The following is a 20,449-nucleotide window of genomic DNA, read 5'->3' on the forward strand; positions in this document are numbered from 1 at the left end:
GAATGAGCGATTATATTGTAAAACACAGCTGCCGAAAAATTGAATTGTTCCAAAACGAAGAAAGCCTTGGCTATCTAGATTATCACGAGGGCATAGGCTCGCTCTACATTGATTACGTCTTTGTAGAACCTCAGCATCGCGGCAAAAATGTGGGTAAGAATATTGTAGAGGAGGGAATCAAATTTGCGAAAGAGAAAGGATTAACTCCAAAACCTATCTGTAGCTACGCTGCAAAAGTGATGAAAAGAAAAGGTGAAATTTGAGAATTAGTTTCGAAGGCTTGTTGAGCTTTTATCTCTTGATTATGAGGGAAATAAACTGTGATAATTTAAGTGGAATGGTTTTGAAGGAATTAAGCACAATTTCAGAAAATGATAATTTATTTTAAAAGAAATATTGATGGTCTTAAAAACAAATTTCGCCTAGTAATGCGCACGGGTATTATTATATTTTTTTAAGGCTTAGATTTTATTTAAATAAAAAAATCTTGCCTCCTGAGATGGAAACAAGATTTTTTTAAGGCTTAAAAAATTTCTTATAAACTATTGTTTTTTATAAATTCTAAAATCTCTGAAATGTGCCCAAAAGCCATAGCAACAGATGTATCTGCTGCCCCATAATATACGGCAACTTGGTCTTTTTCATCGTTAAACAAAGCGGCACAGGGGAACACCACATTGGGCACATCTCCTGCCAATTCATACGGTGCTGCTGGGGCTAATAAATAAGGCTTGGTACGGTATAAAACTTTCGTTGGGTCTGCTTCGTCTAAAATTGCAGCTCCCATCGAGTAGCGAAATCCGTTGCAAGTATTGATGACGCCGTGATAGAACATAAGCCATCCTTCCTTCGTCAGATATGGGACGGTGCCTGCTCCAATCTTGGTGCATTGCCAAGCACTTTGGTCAAACGGAGCAACTTTCATCAAGCAACGGTGTTCTCCCCAATATTTCATATCAGGGCTGAAGCTGATGTAAATATCGCCAAATGGTGTGTGCCCATTATCACTCGGGCGGCTTAGCATGGCATATTTGCCGTCAATTTTTTGTGGGAAAAGTACGCCGTTCCTGTTAAATGGTAGAAAGGCATTCTCACACTGGAAAAATTCTTTAAAATCAAAGGTGTAAGCTATACCGATGGTTGGCCCGTGGTAGCCGTTGCACCAAGTGACCCAGTAGCGGTCTTCTATGTATACAACTCGTGGATCATATTTATAGTCAGAGTCTATCATTGATGTGTTTCCTGCTTTCATCTGAATCGGCTCGTGGTTGATTTTCCAATTTTTCCCGTCTTTGCTAAATCCAGCAAAAATATTCATTTGAACGGCTTTGTTGTCGCAACGGAATACGCCAGCAAATCCATCTTCAAACGGAACGACAGCACTGTTGAAGATACTATTGGACGATGGGATACTGTAACGACTGATAATTGGATTGTTTTGACTTCGCCACATCACTTCTGATGAGTTTTCGGGTCTATTTTCCCAAGGTATTTGTACTTTTTGGCTCATATTTATTAAATTTTTTATTTTGATTCTATTTTATCTGGATATGTAAAAGGGACGAGGTAAGTGATTAAAAATGCAGGAATGGTGGCAACCAAAACCCAAATGAAAAATCCTTGATAGCCCAACCAATCACTGAGGTAGCCACTCATCATCCCAGGAATCATTACCCCCAAGTTCATAATTCCCGTAGCAAAGGCGTAATGTGACATCTGATGTGGGCCAGGGGCTATTTGCTGCATCATAAATAGCATGAGCCCCACAAAGCCAAATCCATAGCCAAAATATTCTGTAATAATGGCTGCGCTTACCCAAAAGCCACTGGATGGCTGATATACGGCTAATAGTAAATAGACAATAAAGGGCAAGTTGAAAGCACAGCATAAGGTGAAAAGTGCTCTACTTAGTCCTTTTCTGTAACTAATGTAATAGCCGCCCAATACCGAGCCTAAAAGAAACGCCACCGCCCCGAACGTGCCATAGTATAAGCCGATTTCTTTTTCGGTCAGTCCCAGCCCGCCCAGTGCTACATCTGCTTTTAGAAACAAGGGAACAATTTTGATGGCATATCCCTCTGCAAAACGATAAAGAATAATGAAAGCGATATAAATCCAAATGTGTTTTTTTAAGAAAAAACTTTTTAAAACATCACCCAAACGCTGCATTGCTTCTTGCCAAGAGCCTGTTTCATTTGATTTTTCCCCGCCAGGCAAAAATTTGATGTGATAGAAGCCTAAGCCTGCTAACAGTAGCGAACAGATTGATATAATAACAGCCCAGGCATTTACGGCACCGATTTGCTCGATTAAATAGCCTGCAAAGTAAACCAGCCCACCTGTGGCAATGACTTTAGCCAAATTGTAGAAAGCACCTTGCCAACCGATGTATTTTGCTTGCGCTTCGTTGTCTAGAGAGCTTATATACACTCCATCTGCTGCGATGTCATGCGTAGCTCCGCTAAAGGCAATTAAAAACATCAGTGCAATAGAAATGGCAAAATAATAATTAGTGTATAAAGATAAGGCCACCAAACCGAAAATAAGGCCTCCCATCAATTGTGTTAAAACAACAAAAAACTTTTTGTTTTTGTACAGTTCTAAAAAAGGACTCCAAAGAGGCTTGAGCGTCCATGGGAGCATGATTAAACTCGTCCAAAAAGCAATTTCTCTATCCGAATTTCCTAAGCCTTTAAACATCAGTACGCTTACCATGTTCAATACCACAAACGGCAAACCCATAGCGAAGTAAAGCGTTGGTACCCAACTGATAGGATTGAATTTATTTTTTGTCATGATTTTGAGATTATCAAGATGATAAATATTCCATCTTTATCACATTTAAGCAAGCTAATTTAATGTGATTTTTTCTTTTAAAAAATTTTTAAAGGCTTAAAAAATTCTCTTTTTTTCTGAAAACACTTAAGGATTTTTAAAGCCTTTGCAAAAATCCATAAAGGTAATAAATTAACTTGAATGTTCGCACATGATATATTTAACACTAAAAATTTACACTTAAATTGAAGTTTATTTTCAGATTAATTTTATTTAACCTATTTTTATGGGAAATTATTAAAATTATTGTCGAAAAATAAAAATTTTTTAATCGATGAAAAAAACATGTATGACTTTAATGCTTGCCTTCTTAGTGTGCCAAACGCCAGGCTATGGGCAAGTGAATGAAAGGAACATCAATTATGAAATTAGTGCTCCTGTGTCTTTAGCGGAATTTTTAAGTTCTCTGCAGGAGCAAACCGATGTCAAAATTAACTTTAATGTTGCGGATCTGAAGGACTTCCAGATAGAACAAGTTTCTTTCAGTAATTCTTCTATTGAAGATATTGCAGATTATTTAATGGAAAACTATACGCTGAACGTAGAGTTAGCTAATGGGGAAATGTATGTTTCTGATCTATTTGGAGAGAGCATCTACGGGACGGGCAACCAAGTTGATTTGAGTACATTAGTGGTTACAGCCTTGGGGATTAAAAGAGAGGAAAGGGCTTTGAGCTATAACGTACAGGAAATCAAGAGTGAGGAGTTGACTAGGGTTAAAGATGCTAACTTCATGAACACGCTCACAGGTAAAGTTGCGGGGGTTCAAATCAATCAAAGTTCAGCGGGTATCGGTGGTGCTACTAAGGTAGTCATGCGTGGGGCAAAATCTTTGGTAGGGGATAATAATGTGCTTTATGTAGTTGATGGTATGCCGATGATTAATCCTTCTCGAGCAGCTAGTGGTCGATTTGCCAGTCAAGGTGGGGGGGAAAGTATATCGGATTTTAACCCAGAAGATATTGAGAGCATCTCTGTGTTGACTGGTCCTTCAGCAGCGGCACTTTACGGTGCATCGGCAGCAAATGGTGTTATTTTGATTACTACTAAAAAAGGTAAAGATGGGCGTATGAAGTTAAATCTTTCTTCTACAACAGAGTTTTATCGTCCTTTTATTTTGCCCGAGTTCCAAAATACGTATGGTAATGCACCAGGTTCAGATAGAAGCTGGGGAGAGAAATTGGCGACTCCTTCTACGTTTGATCCAAAAGACTTTTTCCAAACGGGGATGAATCAAACTTACTCTGCAAGCTTGTCTGTGGGTACAGAAAAGAACCAAACTTATTTCTCTGTTGCTACTACGACTGCAGAGGGTATTATTCCAAATAATGGCTATTATCGACGTAATTTCACTGCAAGAAATACTGCTAATTTCTTAGATAATAAATTACATCTTGATGTGAGTGGGAGCTACATTATGCAAGGAGATCAAAATATGATTTCTGAAGGAGGGTATTTTAACCCATTGACTTCTTTGTATCTTTTCCCTAGGGGTGATGATTTTAATACTATCAAAGCTTATGAAAGGTACAACCCTGCAAGGGGGATTAATGAGGTATATTGGCCTTATAATGTGAAAAGAAAACTATTCACAGCAGAAAACCCATATTGGATTGTAAACCGCGAATTGACACAAAGTCATAAAAATAGATACATGTTTAATTCTAGTTTAAAATATGATTTTGCTGACTGGATTAATATTACTGGGCGTGTGCGTGTAGATAATATTTATAATAAAATTGAGAGAAAATATTATGCTTCTACAGATAAATTATTTACCAATTCAGACAAAGGTTATTACTCTGCTAGTGAAGAAAAAAATATTCAAACCTATGCAGATTTAATGCTTAATGTTAACAAAAAAATTAACGATTTTAATTTGGTCGCCAACATTGGTACTAGTTATGATGACCGCGTAGGCGAAAGTATAGGCATCGGAGGTTCTCTCAATTTGATTCCTAATTTATTTTCAGCTGCCAATTTAGACCCCAAAAAGAGCGGTGTTGGCGGGCAAAGCCACAGGCAAACTAGAAATATTGCATTGTTTGGTAGTGCAGAATTAGGTTATAAAAATATGCTTTATTTAACTTTAACTGGTAGAAATGACTGGGCTTCTCAATTAGTTAATTCAAAAGAACCATCTATTTTCTATCCAAGCGTTGGTTTGTCGAGTATCGTTTCTAAAATGCTTGATTTACCAAAAGTAATTTCATTTTTGAAAGTTAGAGGTTCCTATACAGAAGTGGGTTCGCCTATCACACAATTAGGTATAACGCCAGGTACAATAACCTATGATTTGTCTCCTTCGGCAGGTTTGACGCCAAGATCTACTTACCCGTTCCCAGATTTTAAAGCAGAACGTACAAAATCTTATGAAGGTGGTTTAGAATTGAAAATGTTTAAAAATAAATTAAACTTTGACTTGACTTTATATCGTTCTAATACATATAACCAGACTTTTCTTAGCTCATTACCGCCGTCATCAGGATATTCAGGCTTCTATGTTCAAGCAGGGAATGTTCAAAACGAAGGTATAGAGTTAGCTCTAGGCCTAGACCAGTCTTGGAATGATTTTAGCTGGTTTACCAACTTCACATACACTAGAAACGTTAACTTAATCAAAGAGTTAGTCAGAGGCTACACCAACCCTGTGGATGGTTCAAAGTTTGATTTAACAGAACTTTACATCAATGGAGCTCTCATCAAAGAAGGTGGAAGCATGGGAGATATTTATACTGAAGGAATCTTGAGAAGAGACGCTAATGGCAAATTAATTGAGGGAAATTCAGGACTCTTTGAAGTAGATAGAAAACAACGAATTAAAATTGGGAAATCAACTCCCGATTTCACAATGGGTTGGAACAACCAATTTGGATATAAAGGATTTAATTTAAGTTTTGTAGTGACAGGTAACTTTGGAGGAATCGTAAATTCTGGGACACAAGCTGTGCTAGATGCTTATGGAGTTTCTAAAGCAACGGCTGAGGCTAGAGACAAAGGAGGTGTTACCATTGATGGACATACATACGATGCAGAAAAATATTATAGCACAATTGGAGGAGAAGAGTTAATGGGTTATTATACTTATGATGCTACCAACGTGAGATTGCAAGAAGCTAGTTTAGGCTATGCTTTTAAAGGAGATTTATTCAACAATGTTATCAATAAGTTAACTATATCTCTAGTGGGCAGAAATTTATGGATGATCTACAACAAAGCTCCATTTGATCCTCAGTCAACAGCTTCTACTGGGACTTATAGAAGTACAGAATTTTTTATGACCCCAAGTTTAAGAAGTTTTGGTATTAACGCTAAAATAGATTTTTAAAAAAAATAAAAATGAAAACAAAATATTATAACATATCAAAAATTACTGGTCTTTTCTTGTTTTTAGCATTATTTTCAATTTCAGCCTGTTTAGGTGACTTTGAAGAAATCAACAGAAATAAATTAAGACCTACCGAAAAAGAAATAGACTATGATGGCGTTGCTTCTGGAGGCTATTTCACTGATTTCCAAAAAAGAATCATCCCTACAAGAGGGCGAGGAGAAGGTACTGACAGAATTAACGAATATCAGGTCACTTTAAACTTAGCTTCTGATAGTTGGGCAGGGTATTTTTCTCCAACCCTTAATAAATTTAACAACGGGAATAACTTTACCACTTACTACATGATTGTAGGATGGGTAGATTACACTTACACTACCATGTATAGAAATATTGTTAACCCTTGGTTTCAAATTAGACAACAAACCCACGAGGTCAAAAAAGACCAAGACGGGAATGTGACTTTCGAGAAAAAAGACATTGTAAATCAAAGCACATATTCCATCGCTCAAATCATCAAGATTATGGGATTACATAAAACGACTGATATGTTTGGGCCTTTACCATACAGTAAAGTCGGTTCTGGTTCATTTTTAGTCCCTTATGATTCACAAGAAGTTATCTACCGTTCATTTTTCAAAGAATTACAAGAAGCTATAGAAACATTGAATATCTATGCTAATAATCAAAGCACCCTACTAAAAAATTATGATGGTGTTTACCACGGTGATGTGAATAAATGGATGAAATTAGGAAACTCATTGATGCTTAGATTAGCCATGCGTGTGAGATACGCTGATGAAAGTTTAGCAAGAGAATATGCGAACAAAGCAATTACTAACCCTGGTGGCCTTATCGAAAACGTGGCTGACATTGCAATGCTAAAGTCTGAAGGAAACTTTGAATATGATAATTCACTAAAACTAATTTCGGATGGCTATAATGACACTCGAATGGGAGCTACCATCCAAACTTATCTCAAAGGCTTCAATGACCCGAGAATTGCTTCTTATTTCAGAAAAGGAAGTATTAATAATCAAAATGATTATTTTGCATTACGAACTGGAATTCCAATGCCAAATAATGTAAAAGCACACAATGGCTTTTCTCTTCCAAATATAGAATCAGAAACACCTGTATATTGGTTCAAAGCTTCTGAAACTTATTTTCTAAAAGCTGAAGCAGCCCTTTACGGGTTAATCGGTGGAAATGCAGAGGAATTCTACAACCAAGGGATTAAGACTTCATTCCAAGAGAATGGCGTAGCTTTAGGTGATTACTTGACAAGAGATGCCTTCCCAGCTTCATTTGAAGATCCCCTCAACTCTGCCTACAATGCACCAAGACCAAGTGGTACTAGCAAAAAATGGAGCTCTGCAAGTACTCGAGAGCAACATTTAGAGCAAATTATTACTCAAAAATATTTAGCTATTTTCCCTGATGGGCAAGAAGCTTGGTCTGAGTGGAGAAGAACGGGGTATCCTAAGCAAATTCTTGTTTTTGAAAATAAAACTAACCAAGGAGTTCTTACTGGAAACGGTTCTAACCAAGGAGTTAGAAGATTTCCTTTCCCTCAATCTGAGAAAATTCAAAACACAGAAAACGTTGCTAAAGCAGGAGCTTTATTAAATGGCCCTGACAATTCAGCGACTAGACTTTGGTGGGATAAAAACCCAAATATTAACTAATTAAAATAATATATATGAAAGCGAAATATTTAATATTATTCATTTTACCTTTTCTGTTTTTCAGCTGTAGTGATTGGACTGAAACAGAGAAAATTGATATCGAAAAAGAACAACCTGCCATTTTAGCTCAATTAAGAGCGCGTGATATGAAAAAATGGGCAGAAGAAAGAAACCTTCAAAAACAAGAAGATGAAGACACAAAAGCTTATAATGAGCGTATAGCAAAAATGTACGATAAGTACTGGGAAAATATTAGAGCTTATAAAAAATCTGACCACCCTATCGTTTACGGTTGGTTTGGCGGATGGAGTGCTACAGAAGGAATTCCTAAAACTCAACTGGCTAGTTTACCAGACAGTGTTGATGTTGTAGCCATTTGGGGAGGGACAACGCCTTTTGAAGAAGGTAGTGCCAAATGGGCTGATTTGAAGTACGCACAAGAAGTTAAAGGAATCCGTGTTGTTTTATGTTGGCAAACAGGCACTGCAGGACTTGGTCTACCTGGCACTGTTGAAGGCTTTAATGAACGTCATAAAGACAAAAATAACTTAGAAAAAGCTAAACAATACGCTATTGAATTGACCGATTTCATCAAAAAACATAACTTCAACGGTTATGATATCGATTGGGAACCTCATGTAGGTAACCATAGTGGCTGTGGTAATTTATATTTCGATTGTGAAAACGAATCAGGAGAAGGTAGAAACAGTGCTGCTCCAGCAAAAATATTCATCGAAGAAATGGCCAAAAACTTTGGCCCCAAACAAACCACAGATTATAACCCGAGAGGAACTGGAACTTTATTCATGTTTGACGGTGAGTTAGATGATATGGCAAGGAGATTCCCAGAGCACGGCGAATATTTCGATTATTTTGTAGAGCAAAACTATAATAGGGTATCTGAACAATATAGAAACCATATGCCTATGATAAAAGATTATGACAAAAGCAAACATTTATTCAGTGATGAATTTGAGAAAGCAGGAGCCAAAGGTGGAGTTTGCCATCAAGTAAATGGTTTATCTTGTGCAGAACAAAAAGCTCATTTTGTGAAACGAAACGGCTATGGTGGCTGGGCAGCCTATCATATAGAATTAGAACAAGAGGCTAATTATAAATATACTCGAAAGGTAATCAGAATTCTTAACCCAAGAGATATTTACAATAATTTCTTACCCTAAAAATTTTTAAGAATGAAGATGATAAATAATATAATATATTCCTTGGTCTTCGCACTATTTTATAGTGTGATGGCTTGTCAGGATGATCTCCCTTCACCCCAAGATGCTAAAGCTACAGTGGCTTACATAGATGAGTTTCAGAATAAAGAAACAATAAGATTCTCTGTAAATGACAACGGTGGGTCTACCAGCCTTACGCCTAGAATTTCACAGCTGAGTAATGGAGAAGCTTACATCATAATAGAAGCCTCTCAAAAAGTTTTAGACGACTACAACGCTAAAAATAATGCAAATTATAAAATGCTTCCTGAGCATGTCTATAATTTAGTGAATACCAAAACAGGTGAAAAAGGAAAGTCACTCAAAGTGAATTTAGAGAATAATGATTTTGGAGCCAATATTCGTGTAGAGGTTGGGGATATGCTAGATAAAGAAGGGAACAAATTACCCGTAGCTGATAGCTATGCAGTCCCTGTAGCTTTATCAAGCGCTTCTGCAGATCGGTATATTAAAACTTCAGATTCTAGAACAGGTATTCTTATTTTAGACCGAGAATTTACTACAGGGGTTTTGCGTCTTAAAGGAAGACTTGGAGCTTATATGATAGATGAAGCTAATGACATAAAGTTTAGTGACTTTACTGCTCAAATTTCTTTCAAAATAGACGATAATGGAAATGGAAGAATTAGAGAAAATACAGGTTTACTGTATCCTAATTCTAGAACCTCAAACGGGAGTTTCTACCAAACTCTATACGGCAATGGTTTGACCTTATTTACTACCGCAGGAGGAAAAGTTGGACTAAATCAGCCTGAGTTTGAAGAATTTAAATTCGAACCTAATAAATGGTATCATCTTTCCATCTCATTTAAGGTAGAAAATGAAATTCCATACTTCCGTTTATACCTCAATGGTAAATTAGCTTATAGCGGCCCATGGACTGGGAAAATTGAAGACTGGGGTTATGTCTATATGGGAAACAGTAGTTTCAGCGGCTACATTAGAGAACTTAGACTTTGGAACAAAGCTTTGACAGAATCTGAAATCAATAGTACGCTCTATTTTGCAAATCCTGATGATGAAAATCTAGTACTTTATATGCCTTTGAATGATGTTACTAAATTTGAAAATGTAGCAACAAAAACCAAAGGTCTTTACACTTACAAATTAGGTAGTGGCGCAAACAGTGGTAACACTGATTTTAATTCAATAGAAACCTTCCCTTAAAAATTTGTAACAATGAAGAAAATCATAAACTTAAAAATAAATCTTTTAGCCATTGCACTTTTCTTTAGTGCAATGGCTTGTCAAGATGAACTTCCATCTCCCCAAGACGCTAAAGTTAGCGTTGCCTATATTGATGAGTTACAGAATACAGACGCTGTACGATTCTCGGTAAAAGACAATGGTGGTTCTACCAGCTTTACGCCCAGAATCTCAAACCTGAGCAAAGGCTCGGCTTTTCTCAAAGTAGAAACGCCACAAGAAGTTTTGGATGCTTATAACAAGAAAAACAATTCTAAATATCAAATGCTGCCCGCCAATGCTTTTAACCTCATCAATACCAAAACAGGTGAGAAAGGAAAATCTTTGACCCTTCATTTAGATAAAAATGATTTTGGTAGGAACATCAAAGTTGAGGTTGGCGAGATGGTAGATGCACAAGGAAAGAAGCTACCCGTTTCTACACAATATGCCATTCCCATTGCTTTGACAGAGGCTTCATCAGACGGCTATGTTAATACTCAAATTGCTAAAACAGGACTTTTGCTACTAGACAGAGAGTTTAAATCCAGCGTTTTAAGGGCAAAAAGAGCAGGTGCCCATAGAGATATTAGAATTAGGCTGAAAGATGTGTCTAAAGCAGTTGATTATGAGAATTGGACAGCACAATTCTCCGTGAGATTTGCTCAAATGAACGAGAGTGCTGGCTTAGTTTGGCCCAACGCCTCAAAGGGAGGGAATCTTTACCAAATTATGTATGGTGCAAGACTAACTTTATTTACCACTGCAGGTGGAAAAGTGGGCTACAATCAGCCAGAATTTGATAGTTTTAAATTTGAAACCAACAAATGGTATCACTTCGCTATTGTTTTTGAAATGATTAATAATATTCCCTACTTCAAGCAATATGTAAATGGTAAATTAGCATATAGCGGACCGTGGACAGGTAAAATTGATTGGTCAACAGGCTTTGCTTTTGCTAGTACAACTTTTGATGGCTATATGAGAGAATTGCGTTTCTGGGACAGAGCTCTATCTCTATCAGAAATCAATAGCACTACTTACTTTGCAGACCCATCTGCCGAGGGATTGGTGATATATATGCCACTAAACGAAGAAACACAATTTGAGAATGTTGCTACAAAAACCAAAGGAAATTACGAAGTAATATTTACAGGAGATAAAGACTTATTAAGTTTTGATAATGAATTTATATTTCCCTAACTAAAAATCTATAAACAATGAAAAAAAATATATTAAAATACGCTTGCATCGCATTATTACCTACATTGGCTATCAATAACAGCTGTAATGATGATGAAATTGTCGTCGACCGATTTGACGGCTCATATACACCTGAAAAACCAACCAAAGGAGAAAGAAACAACCCCCCACCTGTTAATTTATTAGACACGTATGCTTTTTTTACAGAAACATCTAGTAATCAATCTATAAAAAAGAAAGTCAAAAAAAATAGTGTTGAAATTCAAGATTTGGAAAACATTTCGTTTGATATTTTCCTGAATAAAGAAGCAGAAAAAGAACTGCCTTATAGTTTAGAAATTGACAATGAGTGGCTATCATCAAAAGGTTTAAAGGCTTTACCTAGTGACGCTTATGAATTGAATTACAATAATAAATTTGAATTAAACCAAAAACAAAACAAAATTACAATCAACTTCAAAGAAGAGATTTTTAAAACCCTAGAAAAGGGCTTATATACGTTGCCTTTAAAGCCCGTATTTGAAGATTCCGAAGTTAAGCATTTAGCTGGGAACGATAGATTTATGCTTGAAGTAAATCTTCTTATACAAAGACTTCCTGATGGGAATAATATCGATAATAGCGATACTAAAACTGAAATTGAAGGTACTTATTCTAATTCAGAAATCACCTTTAGCTCTCCTAATAACAGAAATAATTTAGATAAGTTAAACGATGGAAATGCAGTATGGTATACCAATTCAGGAAATGACATCTTAATTGCAAAAATTCCAGGACCAGATGAAATCATAGGAATTAAATTGTTAACTTATTATAGTAACGATGATGATTCTTATCGAAGATATTCATTAAAACAAGTGAAAATAGAATCTGCTAATGGGGATGATGATGAATATGTGGAGCAAGGTGTTTTTATAGATTCTGACTATGATCAAGAGGATCTTTATATTAAATTCTCAGAACCTATAGAAGTAGACAGAATAAGATTCTCCGATTTCTTAAGTCACACTGGTACACGTGAGATTGTTACGATAGTAGGAGTAGAATTTATTTATGCCAATTAAATTTTATCAATAAAAATCTTAATTAAGTTCTCATAAAATCCCTGGTTTTAGTTTTTGAAACTGGGGATTTTTAATTTTTCTAAAAAGGCTTATTTAAATTTTATCTTTAAAATTTTTAAAGCCTTAAAAAATTTTTAAATAAAAAAGCACACCAAAATGATGTGCTTTCATCTCTGTGACCACGAAAGAGTCTTTTTTTAATTAAATAAGCCAATTGAATTATTTTCTGGTTTTAAATAAAATCAAAAAATACTTTTGTAAACGAGACAGTAAGACTCTAATCTTGCGTCAACATTTAATCAAATGTCTTCTATCAATTAACTTAAGTTTGAATTATTAACCTGATACCATTACCAGTCTTATGATTTAAAGAATAAACATACAAAAAATGCTTTATTATTCTTAAATTCCATAGAGAAATTAATGAAGAATGATTATCAACTTATATTGATGAACAGAATACAATATTATTAATTGACTGAGAACGAATTAAAAAATCTGTTAAAAAAAGAAAAAAACAAAAGCCCTAAAAATCAGGGCTTTTGCAGTTTAAAAAACACTTAATAAATCACATATTTGCAATGAAAATGTAATGTTAATCAATCAAATCTTATGAATTTCCCTTTGCTATTAAATTCAAGTTCCATTCCGTTTGAAAGTTTCACTTCCTGTTTTCCCAAACGGCTTTTTTCAATTTTTATGATTTGAGCATTGGGGAAGTTTTGTTTCACATAACTGAGGATACCTTTGGCTATAAATCCTGTTGAAATAGGCGATCTTTTCCCATCAACTTCTACCCATTCGCCGTCTGAGTTAAATTCAATTTCTGAACCATCCGTAAATCTTACTTTATAATCAACAGAAAGAAACTCTTTATCCATCACCACATAATCTACCGTGCTTTTTGAGTAATTATCTGAGATGAATTTCTGAGCCTTTTGAGGTAATCTTTCTTTAGTAATGATTGATTCCTGGGCATTTGCATTAATTCCTGTAAAAAAGAAAATTGCCGTTAAAATTACAATTGCTAAATTTTTCATTTTAATTTAATTTAATCGATTTCAACACTCACAATTTCTATACCAAAATTTACAATTGATACATATAACATATGATCGCAGAAGTATTAAATTTTTACAACTGTGCAGTATATCAGCAAAACTTATTTCAGAATTATTATTTTTTAAAGTTTAAATTATTTTAAAAAGCACAAGGAGTTTTTATATTATTTTCTTTTTTGAGTGAAAGTAACATTTGAATTCTCGGATTCAAAATTAAATCTTTCGGTTTTATATTTCAGAGAATAAGAAACATTCCATTCGTTTCTTTTTTTTGTCGCCTTAATGTAATTTTTAGGATCATTCATTAAGTAGTGGGCAATGACTTTTTTATCTTTATTAATCACTTCTAGAATAGGCGTAGCTTTTTCTAATTCCTCGCCAGACCAGTTAACTTGAGTTAAGTTGTTAGGAATTTGAAAGAGAATGCGGTAGGTGTTCTGCTCTAAGTCGTATTTTATGTCGCCGATAGTCTTAGAAGGGCAGGTTGGCGGAACTGTTTTTATTTCAAAAACCGTGTTTTCCCCTACAGATTTCACCAATTGGTTGGAAACTTTATCGAATTTAAACTTTTGTGAATCATAAAAATGAGAATAAGTGGTAGGGAACTCACAACGATTAACGACGTTCCCAATTTCGTCATCTGAATTACAACTGATTAATAATAAGGATGTTATTGCTAAAAATAGTAATTTTTTCATTTTGCTAAAAAATTGAATTATCTTGCAAAGGTAGTAAATCTATAAATAAATTAACAAAGTGATTCATTTTTTAATCATATATTTGTTAGCATTTATTAATTTTTTTTTAAGGCTTAAAAAATTTTTAATTTTTTTACACAAGGGAATTATTAGGAATGGACAATAAAATTTACGAATATGAATAATTTTGGAATAGCCAAAGGACACCCCAATGGGCTGATGACTCTCTTTTTTTCTGAGATGTGGGAACGCGTTTGCTACTATGGTATGCGTGTTTTATTGACGTTATATTTAGTCAAATCTTTGATGAAAGGCGATGCTGAAGCAGCTTTGATTTATGGAGCTTACACAGGTTTAGTTTATGCCGCACCTATTTTGGGAGGACAGATGGCCGATAAGTATTTAGGTTACAAAAACGCTGTTCTCTTGGGGGCTATTTTGATGGCTATTGGTGAATTTCTCATTTTAGGCGGAACAGAACATTTTCTACTAATTGGGATGGGCGCTTTGATTGTAGGTAACGGATACTTTAAAGCTAATATCTCTACCATTGTGGGCAAATTGTATGAAGATGATGACCCGAGGAGAGATTCGGGGTTTACTATCTTCTACATCGGCATCAATATCGGGGCGTTGATCGCTACAACTTTAATTGCCTATATTGGTGAGACTTATGGGTTTAAATACGGCTTTGCTTTAGCAGGTTTGGGGATGCTTTTGGGGCTATTTATTTTCTGGTCTGGGCGGAAAAGTTTTGCCGCGGCAGAGGGCTTAGAAATCACTCCCGAAGGGAAAGAAAAGCTTGGTGGAATATTAACTAAAGCACAATTGGTCGTTATCGCATCATTGCTACTAATTCCAGTTTGCTATTTCTTGATTTTACAAAACAGCTGGATGGATTACATCCTTATCTCGCTATTTATCTTGATTGTAATATCTATGGTAAGAGCTGGAATAAAAGCAGATGCAGAAAATAACGTTAAAATTTGGAAAGACCGAATGATTGCCTTGATTATTTTCATGGTCATCAATATCGCTTTTTGGGCGTGTTTTGAACAAGCAGGAACTTCTTTAACTTTATTTGCTGATAGAAATGTAGATAGAAATATTTTCGGTTGGGAAATGCCCGCTTCTATGACTCAATTTTTCAATCCATTTTTCATCATCACATTTGGTTCTATTTTTTCTGTAATGTGGGTAAAACTTTCAGAAATTGGGAGAAATCCAAGCATTCCATTGAAGTTTGCTTTTGGTGTCATTCAATTAGCATTAGGCTTCTTAGTCACCATCATAGGCTTGCAGTTTGTGAATAGTGATTACCAAGTGCCATTATTGACCTTGATTGTATTATATTTATTACACACAACAGGTGAATTGTTTTTATCACCGATTGGCTTATCTATGGTAACCAAGCTTTCACCTAAAAACATTGCGGGAACAGCTATGGGAGCGTGGTTTCTGAGTTTTGCCATTGCAAATTATTTAGGCGGTAAAATTGCTGCAATCACAGGCGGACATGCAGGGGAAGGAACAGCAAGTGCAGCAGAAGGCTTAGCAAATTACATAGAGGTTTTTTCAACCATTGGGTATGTACTTTTAGGGCTGGCAGTGGTAATTATTTTATTGAATAAGCCCATCCAAAAATTGATGCACGGAGTTAAATAGTTACAAGAATTTAATCATTTTTGCAAGATATTATTAAGCAATGCTTGAAGTATAATTATAAATAGATTTATGACAGAGAATAAAAAATCATTCAGCGAAACGGTGAAATCGTTCAACCCTACTTTTTGGGTAGCCAGTTTCATGGAGCTTATGGAGCGTTGGGCTTGGTATGGAGTCTTCACCCTACTAGCCTTGTATCTTGTTGCAAGTAAAGATGAAGGGGGCTTAGGTTTTAGTCACATTCAGAAAGGAAGCATCATGGGGCAAATCACAGCTATTTTGTATTTTTTACCACTCTTTTTTGGAGTCATTGCAGATAGAATTGGGTATAAAATTTCACTTACTATCGCTTATTTAACCATGATTTTAGGTTACTACCTCATGGGTACTGTAGACACCTACTGGGGCATGTATTTGGTATTCCTTTTAGTAGCTTTGGGCGCGGCATTTTTCAAACCAGTAGCATCTGGAATTGTCACAAAATCTACCAATAAATCCAACGGGACTCTAGGCTTTGGGATTTTTTATATGATGGTGAATATCGGTGGATTCATCGGGCCAGCTTCTTCTTCTTATCTGAGAACTACGTTTGGCTGGAAAATTATTTTCATTCAAGCGGCCGTGGTCATCGCTATTAATCTAATAGTACTTTGGATTTTCTTTAAAGAACCTGAGAGAGAGAAATATGAGAAAGAACCCATCGGGAAGGAAATTACAAATTCTCTCAATAAAATTTGGGAAGCCTTAAAAGATACCCGCCTCACGGTTTTATTGATACTGATGATTGGTTTCTGGACGATGTTCAACCAGTTGTTTTATACCTTACCCAATTTCATTACCGATTGGGTTAATTCTGCAAATATCAGTGATTGGATAAACCAAAATTTACCTTTTTTAGGCAAAACATTAACAGAAAATGGACAAATCAAAGCTGAATGGTTTACCAATATAGATGCTTTAATGATTGTGTTTTTACAAATGGGGGTTTCATTTTTTGTAACCAAAATGCGCCATGTAAGCGCTATGATTCGTGGATTTTTAATTGCAGCCATTGGTATCGGCTTAACTTTTTATACCAATAATGTAATGTTCACCATCGTGGGAACCGTAATTTTCGCCATCGGTGAGATGGCGACCAACCCTACCTTTTCATCATTCATCGCATTAATTTCTCCGAAAGGAAAAGAAGCTTTATACCAAGGAACATATTTTCTCCCCGTCGCAGCAGGGAATTTTTTAACCCAATTTATTTCTGGAAATCTTTACGAAGCGTGGTCAGACAAGTTTGGTTTACTTCAGAAAGAATTAGCCAAAAGAAATATTGCAATGCCAGAAGTTTCAGACAGTTTTACCAAAAACGAATATTATGCCATGGCAGAACAAAAACTGGGAATGAATCACTGGGAAGTTACACAAATGCTATGGGACAATTACAGCCCAAATAAAATCTGGTATGTAATTGTGGGAATTGGCTTAATAACGATTGTTGCTTTGAGTATTTATGACCGTGTAGTCATCAGACCAAAAGAAAAAAGAGACACACTTAATACTGAAGTTTAATTTTTTTTAAGCCTTAAAAAAATATGAGTAATACAAATCATTCATTTTTCAGTAAAGAAAGTCAAATCTTAGGACACCCTGCAGGATTGTTTGTATTGTTTTTTACAGAAATGTGGGAACGCTTCTCTTTCTACGGGATGCGAGCTCTCTTGGTTCTATTCTTGGTCAGTGCAGTAGGTATTGGCGGCTGGGATTGGCCACGAGAAAATGCCCTAGCACTGTATGGAACTTATTTAGCCTTATTGTATTTAACGCCTATTATTGGTGGGCAATTGGCCGATAAATATTTGGGTTATCGAAAAGCCATCATCATTGGTGCAGTAATTATGACTTTGGGTCATGCAGCCATGGCAATAGAAACGCACAAAGTTTTTCTGTATTTAGGCTTATTCTTATTGGTCATTGGTACAGGTTTTTTTAAACCAAATATGACTTCATTTATCTCTGTTTTATACGAAAAACATCCAGAGAAAAAAGATGGGGCATACACCATATTCTACATGGGCGTGAATGCTGGAGCTTTTTTAGGTATCATGCTTTGCGGTTATTTGGGCGAAAATTTAGGTTGGTCTTGGGGCTTTGGTCTGGCTGGTATTTTTATGCTTCTCGGCTTATTGCAATTTATTTTAGCACATCAAATTTTTGGAGAAGTCGGTCTAAAACCAACTGAACATGATAATGAAGTAGAAGATGAAAATCATATAAAAATTTTAGAGAGTAGAAACCCCTTCACTTTCATCGACAAAATTTTAATCAGTTTCGTTGCCATAACGGGTCTTACGTGGGTAATCAATGACCCACTAAGTAAAATTACGGATTACAATCTGTTAGAATTTGGCGGGAATGACTTCTCCAGTCATATCATCATTACAGCCTTAATTATTTTTACCATCCTCCTCATCATAAGGACTCTACGTTACGGCAAAGTTACTCGAGATCGGATGTTTGCTATTATATTTATTGCATTCTTTATTATTTTCTTTTGGGCCTGTTTTGAACAAGCAGGAGGCTCTATGAGTATTTTTGCCAAAGATTACACCAATCGAGTATTATCTGGCAATGCAGCTTATATTTTCAATATTTTAGACATCATCATTACCGTTGTCCCAGTAGCGATTATTTCTTATGTTTTATACCTTTTATTCAGAAAAACGTACCAAAATTATTTAGCCTCCAATCTGATTTTGACTTTTTGTTTCATCATCATTTGGGGACTTATTTTTTGGAAAATTTATTACGGATTCAATACCTTTTCCTATGAAATTTCCATTCCCAATACAGAAAACACCGTCATCAGAACCACACAAGATTTAAGCAATGGGCAAGAAGTTTATGTAGTAGATGTAGACAAAAATAACAAAAACTTTAAACTCATTGATAATGAAAAAGTAACCGAACTACCACAAATTCTCACCGCCCAAGTCATTCAAAAGAAAGACAACGAAATTGAGATTCCAGCCACGTGGTTTTTAATTTTAAATTCACTTTTCATCATTCTTTTTGCCCCGCTGATGTCTAAATGGTGGGAGAGCAAATACAACCCATCGCTTGCAGGCAAATACGCAATTGGTTTATTTTTATTAGGGGCAGGGTTTGCCTTTTTGGCCTTCGGTTCTAGGGACATACCACAGGGAGCAAAAACAGCATCAGTGAGTTTTATATGGCTGATTATGGCTTATTTACTTCATACCTTAGGTGAATTATGTGTGCAACCAGTTGGCTTGTCATATGTAAGCAAATTAGTACCAGCACGCATGATTTCTTTTATGTTTGGAGTTTGGTATTTGGCATTAGCCATTGGCAACAAAACTTCTGGTAAATTAGGCGAAATGATAGATGATATCACCAATAAATATGATATTTCTACTTTTTTCTTGATTTTCACTTTTATTCCAGTAATTATAGGAATTTTGGCATTACTATTACACCCAGTGCTAAAAAGATTAATGCACGGAGTGAAGTAATAAAAATTCCCAAACTATTTTTTTTTAAAGCTTTAAAAATTAAATTTGTAAAAATTATTAAATAATGAGAATACTACCCCTTATCATATTATTATTCATTTCAATACAAATTAAAGCTCAAGAAATCAACTGGCTTACCATTGAACAAGCAGAAAAAGCTCAAAAAGAAAACCCCAACAAACCGATGTTCATCGACATCTATACCGACTGGTGTGGCTGGTGTGCTAAATTAGACGCTAAAACCTTCAAAGACACTAACGTAGTAAAGCACATTTCAGAAAACTATATTCCCGTAAAATTAGACGCCGAGCACAAAGACATCATCAACTTTAGAGGGCAAGATTTTAAATTCATCAAATCAGGCCGCTCTGGGATTAATCTATTGGCTTACCATTTGTTACAAGGCAAAACCGCATTTCCATCAATGGTTATTTTATCATCTGATGGCAAAATCCTCAATACGCTCAACGGCTACTTTACTCCAGAGCAATTATTACAGCAATTATAGATTTTCAAACCATAATTTTTCAATTAGCAAGCTTGTGAAACAAGCAAAATCATTCATTTTTGGAAAAAGAATAGGGAAAAGGAATAGAATTAATTTAAAAAAACATTCACATCAAATTATTCAAATATGGCATTTAATTTGACAAGAATAGGGTAAATAAAAAGCATTTTTTCACGCTTTATCTACATCAACTTCAAAAATTTTATTCACATTAATTTCAATTTTGAATATAATTAAAGAAAACTTTTAATGAAGCTAATTATGATTTTGCAATATATTTTCGTTGGAATTTTAATTCTTATCGCTTTGGTTTACTTATTTCGAAAGTTACTTCTACCCTTACTAAAACCAGGAAAGAGTTCTTGTGAAAAAGGTTGTGGTTGTACTCCAAAATCAACAAAAAAATCTTGATTTTTTTTAAGGCTTAGAAAATCCTCAAAATCCACTTC

General features: G+C 35.3%; 15 protein-coding genes. 11 read left to right on the top strand and 4 right to left on the bottom strand.

The annotated features are described in order from the left end of the window. The first annotated feature begins 2 nt into the window (after positions 1–2). Positions 3–263, top strand: coding sequence for a GNAT family N-acetyltransferase (locus tag QOX03_RS00390; protein ID WP_119057237.1), 261 nt, complete (start codon positions 3–5; stop codon positions 261–263). A 272-nt stretch (positions 264–535) separates the two neighbouring features. On the opposite strand, the gene QOX03_RS00395 is transcribed toward QOX03_RS00390, so the two are convergent. Both QOX03_RS00395 and QOX03_RS00400 read right to left on the bottom strand, forming a co-directional pair. Continuing rightward, a complete protein-coding gene (locus QOX03_RS00395) occupies positions 536–1,510 on the bottom strand; it encodes a glycoside hydrolase family 130 protein (RefSeq protein WP_283671038.1) in 975 nt (324 codons plus the stop codon). Positions 1,511–1,524: 14 nt separating this feature from the next. Then, positions 1,525–2,796, bottom strand: coding sequence for an MFS transporter (locus QOX03_RS00400; RefSeq protein WP_283671039.1), 1,272 nt, complete (start codon positions 2,794–2,796; stop codon positions 1,525–1,527). Between the two features lie 313 nt (positions 2,797–3,109). Between QOX03_RS00400 and QOX03_RS00405 the strand changes: the two genes are divergently transcribed. The 6 genes from QOX03_RS00405 to QOX03_RS00430 are packed head-to-tail and all read left to right on the top strand — an operon-like array spanning position 3,110 to position 12,544. Then, the gene (locus QOX03_RS00405; protein ID WP_283671040.1) at positions 3,110–6,163 is read left to right on the top strand and encodes a SusC/RagA family TonB-linked outer membrane protein; all 3,054 of its coding nucleotides are present in this window, start codon (positions 3,110–3,112) and stop codon (positions 6,161–6,163) included. An 11-nt stretch (positions 6,164–6,174) separates the two neighbouring features. Further along, positions 6,175–7,851: a RagB/SusD family nutrient uptake outer membrane protein gene (locus QOX03_RS00410; protein ID WP_283671041.1), complete on the top strand. Its 1,677-nt coding sequence runs from the start codon at positions 6,175–6,177 to the stop codon at positions 7,849–7,851. Between the two features lie 14 nt (positions 7,852–7,865). After that, the gene (locus QOX03_RS00415) at positions 7,866–9,032 is read left to right on the top strand and encodes a glycoside hydrolase family 18 (protein ID WP_283671042.1); all 1,167 of its coding nucleotides are present in this window, start codon (positions 7,866–7,868) and stop codon (positions 9,030–9,032) included. Positions 9,033–9,044: 12 nt separating this feature from the next. Continuing rightward, complete coding sequence (locus QOX03_RS00420) at positions 9,045–10,259, top strand: LamG-like jellyroll fold domain-containing protein (protein WP_283671043.1); 1,215 nt, start codon at positions 9,045–9,047, stop codon at positions 10,257–10,259. Positions 10,260–10,271: 12 nt separating this feature from the next. Continuing rightward, the gene (locus QOX03_RS00425) at positions 10,272–11,480 is read left to right on the top strand and encodes a DUF1735 and LamG domain-containing protein (RefSeq protein WP_283671044.1); all 1,209 of its coding nucleotides are present in this window, start codon (positions 10,272–10,274) and stop codon (positions 11,478–11,480) included. A gap of 17 nt (positions 11,481–11,497) precedes the next feature. Then, positions 11,498–12,544, top strand: a complete 1,047-nt coding sequence (locus tag QOX03_RS00430; protein WP_283671045.1) for a BT_3987 domain-containing protein — start codon at positions 11,498–11,500, stop codon at positions 12,542–12,544. Between the two features lie 599 nt (positions 12,545–13,143). Here the strand turns inward: QOX03_RS00430 and QOX03_RS00435 are convergent. Next, complete coding sequence (locus QOX03_RS00435) at positions 13,144–13,584, bottom strand: PepSY-like domain-containing protein (RefSeq protein WP_283671046.1); 441 nt, start codon at positions 13,582–13,584, stop codon at positions 13,144–13,146. A gap of 185 nt (positions 13,585–13,769) precedes the next feature. After that, positions 13,770–14,303 (bottom strand): hypothetical protein, encoded by a 534-nt coding sequence (locus tag QOX03_RS00440; RefSeq protein ID WP_283671047.1) that lies wholly within the window; start codon positions 14,301–14,303, stop codon positions 13,770–13,772. 177 nt (positions 14,304–14,480) lie between these two features. Here QOX03_RS00440 and QOX03_RS00445 point away from each other — a divergent pair, with 177 nt between their 5' ends. The 4 genes from QOX03_RS00445 to QOX03_RS00460 all read left to right on the top strand — a co-directional run bounded on the left by QOX03_RS00445 (position 14,481) and on the right by QOX03_RS00460 (position 20,000). Continuing rightward, a complete protein-coding gene (locus QOX03_RS00445; protein WP_119057226.1) occupies positions 14,481–15,968 on the top strand; it encodes a peptide MFS transporter in 1,488 nt (495 codons plus the stop codon). A gap of 69 nt (positions 15,969–16,037) precedes the next feature. After that, entirely contained in the window at positions 16,038–17,528 is a 1,491-nt protein-coding gene (locus QOX03_RS00450) for an MFS transporter (RefSeq protein ID WP_283671048.1), read from the top strand. Between the two features lie 23 nt (positions 17,529–17,551). Beyond that, positions 17,552–19,492, top strand: a complete 1,941-nt coding sequence (locus QOX03_RS00455; protein WP_283671049.1) for a peptide MFS transporter — start codon at positions 17,552–17,554, stop codon at positions 19,490–19,492. A 64-nt stretch (positions 19,493–19,556) separates the two neighbouring features. Continuing rightward, positions 19,557–20,000 (top strand): thioredoxin family protein, encoded by a 444-nt coding sequence (locus tag QOX03_RS00460; protein WP_283671050.1) that lies wholly within the window; start codon positions 19,557–19,559, stop codon positions 19,998–20,000. Positions 20,001–20,449: the final 449 nt, after the last annotated feature.

Origin of the sequence: Candidatus Ornithobacterium hominis (genome assembly GCF_951229915.1) — a bacterium.
GTDB classification, from domain to species: Bacteria; Bacteroidota; Bacteroidia; order Flavobacteriales; family Weeksellaceae; genus Ornithobacterium; species Ornithobacterium hominis.